Origin of the sequence: Streptomyces sp. NPDC052109 (genome assembly GCF_040680195.1) — a bacterium.
Lineage (GTDB): Bacteria > Actinomycetota > Actinomycetes > Streptomycetales > Streptomycetaceae > Streptomyces.
In genome coordinates this window covers 36,242-52,879 of the sequence record NZ_JBFAWF010000016.1, presented here as the reverse complement: position 1 = coordinate 52,879, position 16,638 = coordinate 36,242, and the positions used below count along the sequence as shown (strand labels likewise).

General features: G+C 68.7%; 14 protein-coding genes and 2 pseudogenes. 6 read left to right on the top strand and 10 right to left on the bottom strand.

The window, feature by feature from the left end; translation table 11 throughout:
• Positions 1–108: 108 nt before the first annotated feature.
• Both AB0L59_RS28065 and AB0L59_RS28060 read right to left on the bottom strand, forming a co-directional pair.
• A complete protein-coding gene (locus tag AB0L59_RS28065; protein WP_365588923.1) occupies positions 109–1,155 on the bottom strand; it encodes a zinc-binding dehydrogenase in 1,047 nt (348 codons plus the stop codon).
• 163 nt (positions 1,156–1,318) lie between these two features.
• On the bottom strand, positions 1,319–4,540 hold the full coding sequence (locus AB0L59_RS28060; protein WP_365588921.1) for a cytochrome P450: 3,222 nt from the start codon (positions 4,538–4,540) through the stop codon (positions 1,319–1,321).
• A gap of 100 nt (positions 4,541–4,640) precedes the next feature.
• Between AB0L59_RS28060 and AB0L59_RS28055 the strand changes: the two genes are divergently transcribed.
• The 3 genes from AB0L59_RS28055 (at position 4,641) to AB0L59_RS28045 (ending at position 6,744) form a co-directional block, all read left to right on the top strand.
• Positions 4,641–5,300 (top strand): TetR/AcrR family transcriptional regulator, encoded by a 660-nt coding sequence (locus tag AB0L59_RS28055; protein WP_365588919.1) that lies wholly within the window; start codon positions 4,641–4,643, stop codon positions 5,298–5,300.
• A gap of 100 nt (positions 5,301–5,400) precedes the next feature.
• Complete coding sequence (locus AB0L59_RS28050; RefSeq protein WP_365588917.1) at positions 5,401–5,988, top strand: TetR/AcrR family transcriptional regulator; 588 nt, start codon at positions 5,401–5,403, stop codon at positions 5,986–5,988.
• 81 nt (positions 5,989–6,069) lie between these two features.
• Positions 6,070–6,744 (top strand): TetR/AcrR family transcriptional regulator, encoded by a 675-nt coding sequence (locus AB0L59_RS28045; protein ID WP_365588914.1) that lies wholly within the window; start codon positions 6,070–6,072, stop codon positions 6,742–6,744.
• Between the two features lie 785 nt (positions 6,745–7,529).
• On the opposite strand, the gene AB0L59_RS28040 is transcribed toward AB0L59_RS28045, so the two are convergent.
• From AB0L59_RS28040 to AB0L59_RS28025, 4 genes are all read right to left on the bottom strand, one after another.
• The gene (locus AB0L59_RS28040; RefSeq protein ID WP_365588912.1) at positions 7,530–7,859 is read right to left on the bottom strand and encodes an NIPSNAP family protein; all 330 of its coding nucleotides are present in this window, start codon (positions 7,857–7,859) and stop codon (positions 7,530–7,532) included.
• 39 nt (positions 7,860–7,898) lie between these two features.
• A complete protein-coding gene (locus tag AB0L59_RS28035; protein WP_365588909.1) occupies positions 7,899–8,321 on the bottom strand; it encodes an SsgA family sporulation/cell division regulator in 423 nt (140 codons plus the stop codon).
• Positions 8,322–8,572: 251 nt separating this feature from the next.
• The gene (locus AB0L59_RS28030; protein ID WP_365588907.1) at positions 8,573–8,986 is read right to left on the bottom strand and encodes a hypothetical protein; all 414 of its coding nucleotides are present in this window, start codon (positions 8,984–8,986) and stop codon (positions 8,573–8,575) included.
• A gap of 664 nt (positions 8,987–9,650) precedes the next feature.
• Complete coding sequence (locus tag AB0L59_RS28025) at positions 9,651–10,550, bottom strand: YihY/virulence factor BrkB family protein (RefSeq protein ID WP_365588906.1); 900 nt, start codon at positions 10,548–10,550, stop codon at positions 9,651–9,653.
• 485 nt (positions 10,551–11,035) lie between these two features.
• Between AB0L59_RS28025 and AB0L59_RS28020 the strand changes: the two genes are divergently transcribed.
• Positions 11,036–11,749 (top strand): DUF2127 domain-containing protein, encoded by a 714-nt coding sequence (locus AB0L59_RS28020; protein ID WP_365589206.1) that lies wholly within the window; start codon positions 11,036–11,038, stop codon positions 11,747–11,749.
• On the opposite strand, the gene AB0L59_RS28015 is transcribed toward AB0L59_RS28020, so the two are convergent.
• Together AB0L59_RS28015 and AB0L59_RS28010 are read right to left on the bottom strand one after the other, a co-directional pair.
• A complete protein-coding gene (locus AB0L59_RS28015; RefSeq protein WP_365588903.1) occupies positions 11,730–12,809 on the bottom strand; it encodes a MerR family transcriptional regulator in 1,080 nt (359 codons plus the stop codon). The two genes, AB0L59_RS28020 and AB0L59_RS28015, sit on opposite strands and share 20 nt — an antisense overlap.
• 992 nt (positions 12,810–13,801) lie before the next feature.
• Positions 13,802–14,299 (bottom strand): hypothetical protein, encoded by a 498-nt coding sequence (locus tag AB0L59_RS28010; protein WP_365588900.1) that lies wholly within the window; start codon positions 14,297–14,299, stop codon positions 13,802–13,804.
• Between the two features lie 229 nt (positions 14,300–14,528).
• Here AB0L59_RS28010 and AB0L59_RS28005 point away from each other — a divergent pair, with 229 nt between their 5' ends.
• Complete coding sequence (locus AB0L59_RS28005; RefSeq protein WP_365588897.1) at positions 14,529–14,927, top strand: VOC family protein; 399 nt, start codon at positions 14,529–14,531, stop codon at positions 14,925–14,927.
• Here the strand turns inward: AB0L59_RS28005 and AB0L59_RS28000 are convergent.
• Both AB0L59_RS28000 and AB0L59_RS27995 read right to left on the bottom strand, forming a co-directional pair.
• Positions 14,896–15,853: pseudogene (locus AB0L59_RS28000) on the bottom strand (IS982 family transposase). The gene AB0L59_RS28005 and the pseudogene AB0L59_RS28000 sit on opposite strands and share 32 nt — an antisense overlap.
• Positions 15,854–15,940: 87 nt before the next feature.
• A pseudogene (locus tag AB0L59_RS27995) lies at positions 15,941–16,066 on the bottom strand (TetR family transcriptional regulator); the annotation flags it as partial.
• 442 nt (positions 16,067–16,508) lie between these two features.
• Between AB0L59_RS27995 and AB0L59_RS27990 the strand changes: the two are divergent.
• Positions 16,509–16,637, top strand: a complete 129-nt coding sequence (locus tag AB0L59_RS27990; RefSeq protein WP_365588894.1) for a hypothetical protein — start codon at positions 16,509–16,511, stop codon at positions 16,635–16,637.
• Position 16,638 lies beyond the last annotated feature (1 nt).

Here is a 16,638-nt window from a genome sequence, read left to right as displayed (position 1 = left end):
GGTTGTGTCTCTCCACGATTGCCGGAAAGCCGTGGGCGCCGGTGCTCCCTCAAGCACCGGCGCCCACTCACCCCTGCCCGAGGTGGCCTGGTGTCCTGCTGACAGGTGTCAGGGGACGAGAATGAGGCGGATCGGGTCGCCGATCTTGTTCTCCAGACGGCTGACCGCGTCGGCCGCGTCCACGAGCGAGATGTGGTCGGTGATGGAGGGGGCCAGGTCGAGGCGGCCGGCTGCGCTCAGTCGCACCAGCTCGGAAACCGACTCGGGGCTGCCGCCGTAGTGGCCGCGGACCTGCTTGCACATGTAGTTGAAGGTCAGGCCCTCGGTGATGGTGAGCGGCCTCGGCGTGATGCCCACAAGGATCAGGGAGCCGCCCAGTCCGAGCACGGAGGCGGCCTGCTCGCGGACGGCGGGGACGCCGGCGCAGTCGAAGGCGAAGTCCAGGCCCCGTCCGTCGGTGACGGCGCGGACCTGGTCGGCGAAGTCGGGGGCGGCCGGGTCCAGGGCGTGGTCCGCGCCGAAGGCCAGGGCGCGCTCTCGGGCACTGGGCAGCGGGTCTACGGCGATGATCGGAGCGGCGCCGACCAGGCGGGCGACACGTACGTTGTGCGCGCCGACTCCGCCCACGCCCCAGACGCCGACGGACTGGGCGGGACGTACGCCCGCGGTGGTGACGACGGCGGCGTAGGGGGTGGAGACCGCGTCGGGGATGATCGCGGCCTGGTCGAAGGGAAGGCTGTCGGGGATGGGGATGAGGGTGTCCTCGCGGGCGATCACGTACTCGGCCCAGCCGCCGTCGTAGTCGATGCCGGCGGTGAGCATCTGGGTGCAGGGGCGGCGGCGCACGCATCCGGCGCACTTACCGCAGGTCTTGCCGGCCTCCAGGGTGACGCGGGTGCCGACCGCCAGGCCGCGCTTGAGGTCGGGGCCGAGCGTGTGGACCACACCGGCGACCTCGTGGCCGACGGTGACCGTGTCGGAGGTGGCGAACAGCGGGACGAGGGAGCCGTCGATCAGGTGGACATCCGACAGGCAGACGCCTGCGGCCTTCACCTCGATGAGGACCTCGCCCGGGCCTGGCACGGGGATGCGGACCTCCTCCACGGCGAACTTCTTGCTGTCCAGGTGGAAGCGTCCGGCGAGCATGGTGTCCATGACGATCTGCTTTCTGTGAAGGGCACCCCCGACGGTTTCGGGTCGATGGGTGTCATGTGGTGTCCGAATGGCTTGTGGTGGCCGGGAGGCGTACGGCCGGCAGCGGGGGATGCCGCACGCCTCCCGGCGGCTGGGGGTCGCACGCCGTGACGGCGTGCGGCGGTCAGGCGAAGACGTCCTGCTGGTAGCGCTCGTCGGCCTCGAGCCGGGCGAGCCACTGCTGGGCCGTCTCGTCGTCGCTGCCGGTCTTCTGGCGGTAGATGGCGGCGAGGGCCTCGCGGACGGCGGGTGCCATGCGGCGGCCGTCCCCGCAGACGTAGATGTACGCGCCGTCCTGGATGGCCTGCCACACCGTGTCGGCTGCGCCTGCGATGGCGTTCTGCACGAACCGGGCCGGGTGGCCGGTCACCGCGGAGAAGGCGGTGTGGATTTGCGCGATCCCGGCCTGCTCCCAGTCCTGCATCTGCTGACGGTAGAAGTAGTCGTGCTCCGGGTGGCGGCAGCCGACGAAGACCTGGGACAGGCCGACCTGCGTGCCGTCGGCGTGCTGCCAGGCACGCTCCTCCAGGAAGCCGCGCAGCGGCGCGATGCCGGTGCCCGGACCGATCAGGATCAGCGGAGTGGCGGGGTCGGCGGGCGGGGCGAACGTCGGGGAGGGCACGCGGACGTAGCCGTAGACGACGTCCCCGGGCTCGAGGCCCGCGATGTAGGAGGAGCAGGTGCCGCGGTACTGGCCGTCGCCGGACAGGGCCGGGCCCTCCAGCAGGCCGACGGTCAGGCGTACGTGGCGCGGGTTGGCCGACGGGGCGGAGGAGATGGAGTAGAAGCGGGGGCGGATCGGCCCCATCATCTCCAGGAAGACCGCCAGCGGCAGCTCGACCGCCTCGAAGCGCTCCAGCAGGCCCAGCACCGAGACCCGCTTGCCGAGGATCTCCTTCTGGTAGCGCTCCTCGGCCTCCTCCGTCTCGGCGGTGTACGCCTGGAGCTGCGGCCGGGTCCAGGGGCACTGGGTGTACTCGGCCAGTGTCTGGATCTGGGAGCGTGTGGCCACGTCCTGCAGTTCCAGGAACTCGGTGAGCAGGATGCCGGCGGTGACGGGCACGCCGACCGGCAGGTGGGTGCGGCCGCCGCCGGGCTGGTCGAGCCGGAGCACCTGGCCGTACTCGACACCGAGCCGCCTCAGTGCGCGCTCCACCAGGGCGAGGTCGTTCTTGGCGAACACGGCCAGGTGGTTGCCGGTGTCGTAGGTGACACCGTCGGGCAGCTCGAAGGTGATGGACTTCGCGGACGGGCGCGGCGGCTCGATGCTGAAGTCCCACAGGCCGGTCGCGTCGGCCACGAGCTCCTCGTTGGCCACGACCGTGAGCGGGTACGCCTGCTCGGAGACGATGGCGGGGCGCACGTCGGACTCGGTGAGCAGCTGGACCTGGTAGCGCGGGCCGGTCGCCTCGGAGGTGTCGGCGGCGTACTCCTCGGCCAGGGTGGCCCACAGGGTGTCCATCCAGCGGGAGGCCATGCCGTCGAAGTCTCCGGCGGCGTCCGCGATGCCGCGCTCGACGACCGGCGTGGCGCCGGCGGCCAGCAGGCCCTCCTCGATCCGCTTGGGGAATGCCTGGTAGGTGGCCACCCACTGGGTGTTGCCGGCGCCCAGCAGCGCGAACCGCACATTCGACAGCGCGCCCTCCGGCAGTCCGGCGGCGAGGAGGTCGTCGAAGCGCTGCGCGCTGTCGGGGGCCTTGCCGTTGTAGCTGGCGGCGACGACGGCGAGCAGCCCCTCGGTGGGCAGGTTGTCGCCCAGCTCGTCCAGGCTCACCAGCGTGGTGCCGAACCCCGAGCGCTCGCCGCGGTCGGCGATGGTGCGCGCCAGGTCCTCGCAGGAGCCGAGGCTGGAGCCGTAGGCGACGGTCAGGTTCACCCCGACACCGCTGACCGCCGTCTGCGCCTGCGTGTCGCCGGTCTGCAGCTCCGCGGCGCCGAAGACGGTCCGCTCGTGCTCCTGACGGCGACGGACGATCAGCTCGAAGTTGCCGGGCTTGCGCGTCAGTGCCTCCCGCACGTCCATCTTGTAGTCGCCGGTGTCCGAGAGCTTGAACTTCTGCAGCACCAGTGCCAGGGCCAGGCGGGCCTCGGTGAGCGCGAACTGGCGGCCGATGCAGGCACGCACGCCGTTGCCGAACGGCTTGTACGCGTGCGGGTGCTGCTGGGCACGGTTCTCCGGCAGCCACCGGTCGATGTCGAACTCGTCCGGCCGGTCCCACGCCTTGGGGTGGGTGTGCAGGGGCCCCTCGAGGATGTTGACCCGTGTGCCCTTCTTGAGCATGTAGCGGCCACCGATGACGGTGTCCTCCAGCGGGGCCTTGCCGAACGCCGGGATCGGAGCCCACAGGCGCAGGGTCTCGTCCAGGATCCGCGGAATGACGTCCAGCTGCATGATCGTGTCGTAGTCCGGGACCGTGTCGCCTGGCATCAGGCGGTCCACCTCGGCGTACGCCTGCGCCAGGACGTGCGGATTGCGCATCAGCGAGTACGTGGCGAAGGACAGCAGACCGCTGGTGGTCTCGTGACCGGCGATCAGGAACGTCAGCACCTGGTCGCGGACGTTGTCGTCCGCCAGCAGCTTGCCGGTCTCCGGATCGACGGCCTCCATCATCAGGCCCAGCAGATCGTCCTCACCGGTGCCCTTCCCCTCGCGCCGGTCCTTGATCACGCTCTCGACCAGGTCCTGCATCAGCCGGATGTTGTCGCGGTACTTCCGGTCGTCCGCCTTGCGCAGCTTGGTCATCATCGGCAGCTCCTGGGAGCGCCGCAGCGACTCCACCAGCGCGCCCAGCAGTGCGTTGAGGAAGGGGTGCAGCTCTTCCTTGTCGAAGGACTGGAACCGGTAACCGAATCCCGACAGAGCGATCGTGTCCAGCGTCAGCCGGGTGTAGTCGTCGGTGATGTTGACCGGCTGCCCCTCCCTGCGATCCCACTTGCCCGCCAGGTTCTGGGCGATCTCCAGCATCTGTCCGAAGTAGGCCTTCATGGCCCGCTGGCTGAAGGCCGGCAGCAGGACACGGTGGGCCATGCCCCATTCCTCTTCGTGCTGGTGGGCGGTGAACAGGCCCGCGCCCGCGAAGTCCCGGACGTGCTGCAGCGGCGTCTTGTCGATCTGCTTGAAGAACCGCGTCTCGTCGCAGACCTCGGCCACCAGGTCCGGGTCGTAGACGAAGACCTGCTCGATGCCGGCGATGTCCATGCCGTAGATGCCCTCGGGGAACTGCTTGGACAGCTCGCCGAAGTACTCCACCGGATTGGTGTCGGGGATCTGCGGCGTGTTGCCGAGAAGGGGGATCCCGCGCGGGGACCGGATGGGGCGAAGGTCGTTCGCGGAGTGTGTGGTCATGGCTTGCTCCTTTGTGTGGAGAGAGGGAAGGGCAAGGGCGCGGGGATGCCGCGGTGCACGACAGAACCATACGTCGTATGGAAGTGATACCATACTAAGTATGGAAACCGCGAAGCGCGCCCCTCGAGGGACCAAGAAAAGAGACACACCCCTGACTGAGGCCGGGATCTACGCCGCCGCGCTGCGCCTCATCGACACCGGCGGGGTGGAGACCCTCACCATGCGCAAGCTCGCGGCCGCGCTGGACGCGAACCCGATGTCGCTGTATCACCACGTGCCCAACAAGGAGGCACTGCTGCGTGGCGTCGCGGCCATGGTCGGCGCCCAGTTCCGCACCGTGACACAGGAGGACCGCCCCTGGCAGGAGCGCATCCGCCAGCTCGCCGAGGACTTCCGCGCCCTGGCGCACCGTCACCCCAAGCTCATGACCTATTCCTTCGGGCAGCCGGACTTCGTCCAGCCCGAGGACCCCTTCTGGCTCGCCCTCGCCGACGTGCTGACCAGTGCCGGAGTACCGCAACAGGACGTGTCCCGGGTCGCCGCGGTCATCTGCGCCGCCGTGTTCGGCGTGCTGATCGCCGAGATCAACGGCGCGCTTCGCCGGTGGTCGACCCTGCCGCCCGCCACCGGTGCGACAGGAGAGGGCGAGCCTGCGGACGCCACCTCCGGAGACGATCGAATGTTCTACATGGCACTAAATGCGATCATCATGTCCGTACATATGAACGAATTGAAGCCATACATGGTATGGCAAAGCTGAGGCACACCCCGCGAACCCGCTGTCGCCGCATGGCCACACCCCCACTCGACGGCAGGGGCCCACCGATCGCCGAGACCGTCCGACAGAAAGGTGTAAGAGGTTGGAAATTCGCACCGATCCGCGCCTGTTGCGCAGTCGTGAGGCCATCATGGCGGCGGCCACCGCATTGCTCACGGAAAGCGGGCTGGAGGCCGTGACGCATCAAACGGTCGCCACCCGCGCGGGTGTCGGCCGAGCCACCGTCTATCGGCACTGGACCAGCCTGCACGACCTCCGAATGGCCGCGCTGGAAGCCGGCATGCCGCCCTTGCCACCGATGCCTGAGCACCTTCGGATCACCTCCGGCGACGATCCGCGAGCGGAACTCGTCTACCGCCTCGGCGAACTGGCCGAACGGTGGGACGACGAGCAGGCAGGCGCCGTCCTTGCGACGATCCTCGGCGGCTCACGGCACGACGAAGGTATCCGACGCCTCCGGGAGGCGCTGGTGGACCAGATCGCCGAAGCCCTGCGTCCCGCTGTCACCGCGGCCGTCGAGCGCGGCCGGCTCCGGTCCGGCGTCACCCCGGCGACGTTCGCCATGGCCACCGCCGGGCCCCTCTTCTTCGAGCGCTTCCTCGCCGGAAACCGCCTGGGCCGTGACGCCGTCAGCGCCGTTGTCGACGCCGCGTTGAAGGGCTTGTCCTGAAAGAGCGTTCACGGCACAGTCCTGCCGTAGCCCCGGGGAACTGCTTTCCATACGACGTACGGAACTGATACCATACTAAGTATGGAAAACGTGAGCCGCCCCCCGCGCGGGACCAGAAAGAGAGACGTCCCTCTGACCGAGGTCGGGATCTACGCCGCCGCCCTGCGGCTCATCGACCAGGACGGGGTCGAGGCGCTCACCATGCGCAAACTGGCGACCGCGCTCGACGCCAACCCGATGTCGCTGTACCACCACGTGCCGAACAAGGACGCGGTGCTGCGCGGCGTGGCGAGGACGGTCGGCGCCCAGTTCCGTACCGTGACGCTGGAAGATGCTCCCTGGCAGGAGCGCATCCGCCTGCTCGCCACGGACTTCCGGACCCTGGCACACCGTCACCCCATGCTGATGGCCTACTCGTTCAGCCAGCCGGACTTCATCCAGTCCGACGACCCGTTCTGGACCGGGCTCACCGCGATCGTGGCCGCTGCCGGGGTGTCGCATTCGGAGGTCCCGGAGATCGCGGCCCTCATGGTCGCCGTGGTCGTCGGTATTCTCAGCGCCGAGCTCAACGGCTCGCTCCAGCAGTGGGCGAGCCTCAAGCCCCCTGGTGCGGCTGCCGGGGTGGACGAGGCCACGGACGCAGACCGTGCAGGCCCGGATCAGGACCATATGTTCCGGCTGGTGATCGACACGCTCATCACGGGCCTGGAGGGCCGGCTCGCCGCGGGTCGTACCAGGCCGGGCGCAGACCGCTGAGCCCGTGTCCCAAGGTGTTGCGGCTTGGGCACGTCCATGGCCGGGCGAGTCCAGGCCGGACGCGTCGTGACGCACAGGGAGCACCCCGTCCCCTTCGGAAAGACCGTCCCGATGCGCCACCGTCGGCGCGCGATGCGTTGCGGCTGGGCCGGGCGGCCGCTCTGTGGCCCAGGACAGCGCTCAGTGTCCTGCTGACGGCGGTCGCGCCGGGTCCGATCCTGCCGGTCGCCGGCCGAGCCGACCTGATGGTGTGCACCGTCGGCGGATCCACGTGCGCGCTCCACGGACGCAGCCTGCCCTACGCTGCCCGCGCCCGAGCCCTGGCCTCTGTCGTGCTCGGTACGGCCGCGAGCAGCGGGGGGCTGGCGACCCCCGCCGCCACGGACAGTACGGTGGTCCGGGTCGCCACGGCAGCGCTCCTCGCCGCCGCACACAAGCGCGTGTGACAGGCCACCTGGATCGGCCCTCCGGGCTATGCCGTCTTCAGGTTCGCCGCTGCGGGCTGCGCCTCCGCAGCGTTTCGCCGGCATCCCCGGCCATTTCCGGCTGGCCCTTGCCGCCGGTGTGCTCGCCCGGGCGGTATGCGTGCCCACGGGGCTCGGACGATCCCAGGAGCCGCGGCGTCCGGCGGCGGGCAGGGCTACCGGCGCCGCCGTGCGGCCCGCTCGCGCTCCGGACGACGACGCTGCCCCATACCGCTCCCGAAGAGCGCATCGCCGTCGCCGAGCCCGAGTGCCGCCGGATGCCGGCCCTGCCGGCCGCCTCAGTCGTTCGCAGGTCGGCCGTCAGCGCAAGGGTGAGTCCACGGTGGGCGTGAGCAGGGTCTCGTCGAGGCCGACGATCTGGCTGATGTCGAAGCCCTCCATGTCCGCGCGGAATTCAGGACTCGACAGGTACGCCTCCAGCCGCTCCCGCACGTCGTCGGCGTCCCCGTAGGAAACGAGGGCGTACAGCCGGGGAGTCTCGCTTCCGGGCGCTGCGGGCACCGTCCAGATGCCGTGTGTGACGATCCGGTGTTTGGCCATGCCGGGAATGTGCCGGGCCCAGATCTTCTCGTAGGCGGAGAGCGCGTCGGGGCTGCGCAGGGTGTAGACACGAAGCTGGTACTGGGACATGACACTGGTTCCTTCGCTTCTGAACGTGGATGGCGGCGATCAGCCATGGGAGAGGAGGTGCGCCAGTTCGGCATCCCAGTCGATGTGTCGGGACTCGGTACCCCGTGGCACCAGACCCTCCGTGTCCTGCAGGAAGGACGTGATGTCCCGCACGGGGACCTCGAGCAGGGCGGTGCCTGCGGAAGACCGGAGGGCGATGTACATCGACGGATCGCCCCGCCCCGCGCCCGACCAGATTCGGACATCCGCGCAGCCCCCGGAACCCTTCAGGCCACCAGCCAGAAGATCCCGCCCCAGGACCCATTCGACCGGCTCGTCACAGTCGACGAAGAAGACGGCATGGACGACATAGGGATCAGCGGGCTCGTACCGCAGACGTACGCAAAGAGGCAGTGAGTAGGCGTGCGAGACGACCAACTGCACGGCCACCCGCCTCTCCACAGTCTTCAGGGACTTCTTCATCGGCTCCGCTCCTAGGTGTGGCTCGGCGGCGCCTCACGCCCGGTCTGCACCGAAGAGGCAGCACGGCCGGAGGCGGTACAACACTGCGCGGGTGCCGGACGGCACCGGCCCACCGCACGATGAGTGGCGCTGCGCCCACTCAGCCGGCGGTCGGGGACGCCGACCCTCGACCGCCCGGCGCGTCCCTGCCGTCGGCACGGATCGGATCGTGGGGAACGGGCCGCGGCTCACGGCCTCGCGCTCTACTCGTCTCACCGGTCGTCGCGGCTCGGGTCGCGGTGGCCCACGCCCCGGCTGACGTGCTCGCAGCGGCTGCCGTCGTGCCGGTAAGACCTGTCGGACCTCCAGCCGTGTCCCTCGCCCTCCCAGCGGTAGAAGTGACCATCACGGTAGAAGAGGCCATCGCAGTCGTGACGGGTCGAATCGGTGCCGTGGTGGTCCGGGTGCCAGCCGCGGATCTCGTCGCAGGAGTAGCCACGCTCGAGCAGGTAGCCGACACCGTGGTCCCAGCTGTAGTCAGCGGCCTCAACCCTGTCCGTCAGCCGCTGGACGTGCGCGGACGCAAGGGGCGTCGCCGATGCCGTGCCCCCGGCGCCGAGGACGGCGACACCCGCGACCGCGACGGAGGAAACAGTGAGGGCGATGCGCTTCGTGAGCTTCTTCATGATCTTTCCTTCCCGAGGGCGCGATCTGCGCCGACGGCGGTTCTGTCAGGCGATGTGTGGCACCTGACCTGGTTCGAACGAGTACTTCCATACGCTGTATGGAACCGCTCGTCCAGTATTACCATACGTCGTATGGAAATGTCGAAGTGGCGTCGCCACGCCCCCGCAGACCAGGGTTTCGGTGCGCGGCCGCGACATGTGGGCGCGTGGTGCCCAGCCCGTGCTGGAAACGAGGGACCTGAGACGGCACCGACCGGCACTGCGGCCGCGAACACCGCGGCGGAGGGTTCTGCCGGTCTGATGTGTGCCGTTCGATGACGGGACGGAGCGTGAGGCTCCGGCGCCGGGCCGCGCGGCGAGCACGGCACCTAGGAGGGGAGAGCCGACCGACGACGATACGGTTGTGGTCCCCCAAGGGCGGTTTCGCCTATGACCGGTTGGTCCGCCTCCGGACAGCGCTGGCAGCAGCCCTGAGGGCCGGCGACGGCGCACTCTTCGCTCAGTCGATCCGACGGCGTCAGAAGGCGGCGCCCACCAGGGACAACGGGGCCACGCCTCGACGAACCGAGCCGTAGGGCCGACCGGTCCGCGTCACACACCGATCTTCGCTCCCGCTCGCCCCGCCCCAGGCTCACGCGCGCCTCAGGCCGGCCGGCGCCGGCCATCAGGGTTGTCGAGGTCCGCGCGCACGAGCGTCGACGGCCTGCCGCGCGAGCTCGACGTTGAACTGGGCACCTGCCAGGAGTGCCAGGTTGGACAGCCACAGCCAGATGAGGAAGACCACGACCCCGGCCAGGGAGCCGTACAGGCGGTGGTAGGTGCTCACATGAGAGGCATAGACGGTGAAACCGAGGGAGGTCGACAGCAGGAGCACGATCGCCAGGCCGCCACCCGGCGCCATCTTGCGCAGCGGACGCGACGGTGCGGGACCGGAGCGGTAGAGCACCAGGACCAGGGCGATGGCCACCACTGCCAGAACAGGCCAGCGCAAGGTGTCCCATGCGGCCTGGGGAAGGCTGCCCATCTCCAGTGCTCGGCCCAGTCGTCGCAACAGGCTGCCGCTCAGCAGCAGAGCGAGCGTCGTGGTCAGGAGCAGGGTGATCAGCACGATGGCGGTGACGATGATGCGTGGGGCCGTCCGCCACACCGGCCGGTGCGAGCTGACGTGGTACATGGCGTGCAGGGCCCGGCGAAAGACACTCAGATAGCTGGAACCCGACCACAGGGCCCCTGCCGCGCCGAAGAAGACCAGCAGCCAGGCTGCCGAGGACTGGCCGGCCATCTGCTGCAGGGCGCCGCGCAGCAAACCTCGGGATGCGGCGGGCACCACGCGGGTGAGCCGGTCGATCACTTCCGGTTTCGCCGTGGGCATGGTGAGCCCCAGCACCGAGAGAAGCACCAGCATCACGGGAAACAGGGCCAGGACCGCGTAGTAGGTCAAAGCGGCGGCCCAGTCGGTTACGTCGTCGTTCCAGATCGCCACGGGTGTCCGGCGCAGCGCAGCCCACCACCGGCCCATCCGGTTGCCGGCCTCGTGCATGGCGCGGATCCTCTCGCTACCCACTGTCCACGCCCTCCTCCAGCAGTCGCCGACACCGACCCGCGCTCCCGTCGCATCCGGCGTCCACCGCCGGATGCGGTGCGTCGAAGGCCGGCGTCCACAGAGCGGCGGCCGGATGTCCGGCTACCTGCCGTACGCCGTCGTCCGGATGCCGCTCGGGGAACTCAATCCTCGTCGAGGATGCCCCGTTCGGCGTCCTTGGTCTCTTCGCCGACCAGTTTGACGTCCCCTCAGATCCGGTCAGGCCCCGCCCTCCGTTTCGAGACGCTCGTTGCCGACTGCCTTGCCGACCCGCCCTTTCGCCTTGCCCATGATCTGGTCGCCCGTGTTGGCGGCTTTGTCCGACATACTCATGGGCTGGTCCTTCCAGATGCGTGATTGACGCGCGCGAAGCCCGTTTACCCGCCCTGCATGGAGTGATGTGCCACGCCCACTCGAGGCTGAGCGGCGGGCCGTGCTGCCGACAAGAGGCAGGGTGAGTGACGGCCATGTGGGCTGCGCGGACGCCCATGACGGCAGGGCGATACGACGGCACGAACGCGGCCCGGGTGCGTCCCGAGGACGGAGTCCTGGTCAGAGACTTCGGGGACGGACCTCGCCTGCACCGGTGTCGGCGCTGCGACGCCTGGCTACTGGTACGGCGGGCAGATCACCGGGACCGGGACTGCGTCGCCGGGCCCACCGGAAGATCCGGGCGAGGACCGCTGGGCGACCTCGACAAGGCTTTCGCCGCCCGCTCATCGTCCTTGCGGGCGGTCGGGCTCGTCCTCGGCACCTACGCGGTACTCGAAGGCATCGAGGCGATCGGACTGTGGCTGGTCAAGCGCTGGGCGGAAAACCTGACGTGCGCGGCCACGACCGTACTGCTCGTTCCAGAGAACGGTGAGCCGGCCGAGGCTCTCACCGCGGCCATCAACGTGGCGATCAGCGCCATCTTCGAGCTGTCTGAGGTTGAGCGGGACAGGTTGGAGGGCGGCGCCCCGTTCAACCACAGTCAGCGTGATGTTGACCCGCGGAGCCAGGCCGCCAGGCGCCGAAGGGCCGGGCGCGATGTTCTGGCTGCCCTGCGCCGGGAGGCCGGCTTGGCTCTCGTGACTTGTCCGGCGAGCCGGTCCTCGTCAACTTCGCGGATGCGTTCCTACGAGCGGATCTCGTGCAAGCCGAAGTGCATGCCGCCCGCTCCTACTGCTGGAGCTCTATGACGTCGGCGACCACACAGCTGACGTTGTCGGGGCCGCCGAAGCCGTTGGCGAGGGCGACGAGGTCGCGGACGGCCTGCTCGGGTTCGCTGATGTGGGAGAGCACTTGGTGGATGTCTTGGGCCGGCACGACGGTCGACAGGCCGTCGGAGCAGAGCAGGTACCGGTCTTCCGCCTGGGCGTCGTGGAGGCGCATGTCGGGAGTGGTGTCGGCCCCTTGGCCCAGCGCCCGGACCAGCAGCGACCGCTGAGGATGGGAGGCAGCTTCTTCCGGGCTGAGACGTCCTTCGTCGATCATCGACTGGACCAAGGTGTGGTCGTGGGTGATCTGGAACAGTTCTCCGTCACGCAGGAGGTAGACGCGGGAGTCGCCGATGTGGACGAGGGCCAGCTGTGATCCGGTCCAGAGCAGCGCGGTGAGTGTCGTGCCGGTGTCTTCGGGCGACGAGCCGCTCCCGGCGACGTCGTGCACGGCCTGCTTGGCCTCTTCGATGGCGTCTTCGAGGAGGTTGAGGAGATTGCCGGCCGAGATGCTGCCGGTTTCAAGGTGCTTGAGCGCCTCGATGGCGGCTGCGCCGGCAAGCGCTCCTTGGCTGCCGCAGCCGTCGGCGACGGCCAACAGCCGGTATCCAGCGTAGGCGGTGTCCTGGTTGCTCTCGCGGACGAGACCTGTGTCGGACAGAGCGGCGTAACGGATTCCCAGGGACTTGGCGGTCGGCGACATGGCGGGGTCCTTCCGTGACAGGTGGTCGATGAGGAAGGTGGCCAGGTCCCGCCGTGCGGCGGTGTCGGCCTCGACCTGGGCCCAGAACGCCCGGACCTCCTGGGCCGCCGCGCCTGCATCCAGCGCGCAGACCTGCCGGATGCGGGCCAACGGCATTCCCAAGCGTCGGAGCCAGGCGACCAGTCGTGCCTGGTCCACTTGCTCCGGCGCGTAGAGGCGGTAGCCGGTCACCGGGTCTACACGTGCCGGAGTCAGCAGGCCGAGCTCGTCATAGAGACGCAGCGCCTTCGGCGACAGCCGGGACGCCTTCGCGAACGCCCCGATGGTCAGTAACCCCATGCTCGCTCCTCCTCATGCCGAGCGCTTCACCCGGCCCCACTGATGCTGTGGCCTCACCCAAGGTGAAGGTCAACAAGGGTCGTCGGGCCTGCCCGGGCGTCTCCTATGGACGTGGACGACGTGATCTGCCCCGAACTGGCGCGTTGAAAGGTTCGTCGGGCTCGATCGCCGGGTCCCGGAGATCGGGCCCGGTTCGCCTCCATGAATCCGAGGGCAGCCTCGGTCAGCGGTTCACCGGCGCTCCATCTTTCGTAGACGCCGCTGGACCGTCCATGGTGTCGGCGGAAACGCACGCGCCGGCCTTCCTGTCGGTCGGGGCTTTGGGGTGCTCCACGTAGGCCGGAAGACCCGCGATTTGCAGCTCTCGGCATAGCGTCCCCGCCAACGCGTGCCACTCGGCGACGACTTCCTCCGCAGCGTGCGGAGTGCCGCTTTCCTCGGCATTGGCGCGGGCTTGGGGATCTGTATACGTCAAAGATTCTCCTGAGCGAGCCATCCGCAGCAAGAGGACTCGGCCTGGCGATTCTCCAGTTCGGCAGATCAAGCCGCCTGCTGCGGTGACCAGAGCAGCACCGTCTTCCGCTTGACCAAACGCCTGCCCTCGGTATGCCTGCGTGCGGGCCGGCTTGATCGAGGCCGTACCGCTGCGCCCAGGTTCCCCAGACCCGGCGCCGGTTACTCACCGCGTCGATCAACGTGCCGTCGACGTCGAACGAGACGTCCTTACCGCGCAGTTCACGGATCACGCCCGCTGCGGACCGTGATCCGCGCGTGATCTACGGTCGCTGACCGCACTCGACCACTGACCGTTACGGAACCATGCCTCGTGCTCGACTGGCGACCTGGAGGCAAGGAATTCACGGTTGGTCGATGACCGACATGGGCGGGCCGGCCACGCCGACACACGCCTCGTTCCTCTCGGGGTCGGCCAGAACCCAGTTCGACGACGTGTCGGCGTCGTTCACCAGGCGTCCGCCAGCCGCGAGCTGCGGCTATCCGGGCCTCGGCCCGGTCGTACGGCACCCACACGTCAACGTGGACCGGTTGCGCTGCGGACGCGGTGCGTCCATCTGCTGAAAGTAGAAAGGTGCGCCGCGGCGGCGCGGATCTATCAGGTCCTCGCTGCTGTTCGCGCGGGCCTGATAGCCGAGCAGGGCACGCCAGAACGCCACCACGTCGGGACCTGCGAGGGCGTCCATGGTGACCTGGACGGTCTGCACGGCGGACGGATCGGCCGGTATGCCCAGTGTGCGGGCCGCCGCCGAGATCTGCCGGGCCATATCGACGTGCCGTTCGGTCAGCCCGTAGCAGTCGTCCGTGACCGTGATCAGCTGTACGATCACGGCCTCCTGCCTCACGTCGACGCCGAGGTGACCGTCCTCAATTCCCGCTACCTCACTGATCACCTGCACGAACTGGGCGCCGACCGCGAACGACCCGGTGCGGAAGCACGCACAGGCCCCCTCGCCCACGACTCGCCAGTCCTCCACACCGACGGTCTAGTGGAACTGCTGCGGCCTGATGCGCTCCATCTTGCTCTCTATGTAGGACATGCGCTCAACGTAGCGGGCGGATACGACAACCCACCTCGATCTTTCGACACTTCGGAACCACTCGTCTAGGTGATCGATTCCAAGGGTTGGTGGTCGTAGCGATTCCGGACCGGAGGGCGGCGCGGCCCCATAGGCTGAGCTCCCGTCCGCACTGTCTGGGGGCATAATGACCAGTAGATTCACTGAGTTGGTTGTCGACTGCCATGATCCGGAGCGGCTCGCGGCTTTCTGGAGCGCTGTCCTGGGTTTCAAGGTGATCGACCGGAGCGAGGGCAAGGTCGAGATCGGCTCCTGGGAGCCGACCGTCGAGGAGGTCCGGGCCCGCCAGATGCCGCCCACTCTGGTGTTCATCCGGGTGCCCGAGGGCAAGACTGTGAAGAACCGGCTCCACCTCGACGTCAGCCCGATCGACGGCAGTACCGACGACGAGGTGGCCAGGCTGCTCGGCCTCGGCGCAGGCAAGGTGGACGTGGGCCAGGGCCCCGGCCGGAGCTGGGTGGTCATGGCCGATCCCGAGGGCAACGAGTTCGATGTCATGCGCACCCTGGCACCGTCCAACTCATGATCGGTCCCAAGGGTGAGTGGTCGTAGGCGGTCAGTGAGCGCAGGACGGGCTGTCCGCTGCGGTCGTTGTGCCAGATGACGGTGGTCAGTGTGAGGATGCGCTGCATGACGCGGGCGACGACCCCGGCAGGTGTGCGGCCTTGGTGCTGTTCGAGATCGAGCTGGCCCTTGAAGGTCTCGTTGCCGACTCGATGACCTGCCGCAGTGGTTTGAACAGCTCGGCTCCGGGCCGCTCCGGTTCGCCCTTGCGGGTTGGCCGCAGCAGCCGGATGCCGTGCCCGGCCAGCTGGTGCTCGAAGTCGCGGCCGAAGTAGTTCTTGTCGCCGATCAAGGTCTGTCCGGGCCGGGTGACGAGGAGTTCCGGTTCGGCGTCGAGCAGGTCCAGCAGCGTCTCGCGCTCGTCGGCCTTCGCTCCGGTCAGGGCGAAGGCGACGGCAGTCCCCGGAGCGTGCACACCAGGTGCAGCCGCAGGCCCCCAAAGAAGCGGCTGTGGCTGGCGCAGTAGCCGTACTCGGCCCATCGGGCCAGCTCGGAGCGTTTAACGGTCTCGCGGGAGCGGCCGCATTCCACGGGCGTGGAGTCCACGATCCATACGTCGTCGCTCCACACGGATGTGTCCGTGGCCAGCAGCCGAGTGATCCGGCGGAGCAACTCGACGGCCTTGCGCAGGCGCTTGTTGCAGCCGGGCTGCTGGGGCCGGTACGGGAACAGATGCCGCAGGTGAGCGCGGGCGTGGCGGAGCCACTTCGCCTCGGCGGTGAACCCGAGCATGGCCTGCATCACCGCAAGGGTGACCAGCTCCGCGTCGGTGAGTTTGGGGGTGATCCCGACAGCCGGTCGCCACGGCGCGAGATGCGGCGATGCCTTCAGTACGTCATCGGTTTTCACGTACAGTGCGCTGGCGAGGGAGTCCAAGTCTGGCGTCACAACCGCACTTTGGGCTCCCTCGCCTCATGCGCGCAGCCGATCCCCTGGAATCGATCATCTAGGGCTGCGTGCCCGCCGGATGGTGTGTCAGACCATGGCGAGCCGGTCCAGCAGCAGCTCCGACCTCGGCTCGGTGTCCTCCGGCGGCAGCCGTCCTGCCCGGGGCGGGGTCGCCAGCCCGTGCGGGACCGCCCGGAACACCTCGGTGAACAGCGCCACTTCGGCGATGTCCGTGAGGTTCTCCTCGACCGTACGATCGGTGTTCCCCACGCGCTCCTTCAGTAGGCGATCCGGAAGCGAACCCAGCTTCGGGAGGCGCTCGTTGAGCACCGTCACGGAGAGCTCTACCTCGTCGGTGAAGTACGCGCAGAGCGCTGCTTCCCAGCAGCCCGCCCGCCGCTTTCGCGATCTGCTCGGTGGTCGCGATTCCCATGCGGGCTCCCATCACTCTTGACGCGAGGGTGAGTGTTCACTCACCCTAAGGGTGATGTGGGTGAGTGAGTACTCACCCACCCGCGGGGACACCTGGAGAGGGCGCCATGAAGCTCTCGGTTTTGGGTGCGACGGGCGGCATCGCGCACGAGATCGTCAAGCAGGCCCCCCGCACTCCAGGCCGACATCACCATGTGACTTATCGCGAGAGGAAGTACCGAAGATGGCCAAGCTGCAGAGTCTCGATCCGCACACGCCGATGTTCGCGCAGTTCGAGGAGGAGACCGGGCCCGTCGTCCTGGCGAACACCTTCGTCGTCCGGCGCACTTCCTGGCCGAAATCCTCGGCCTGAG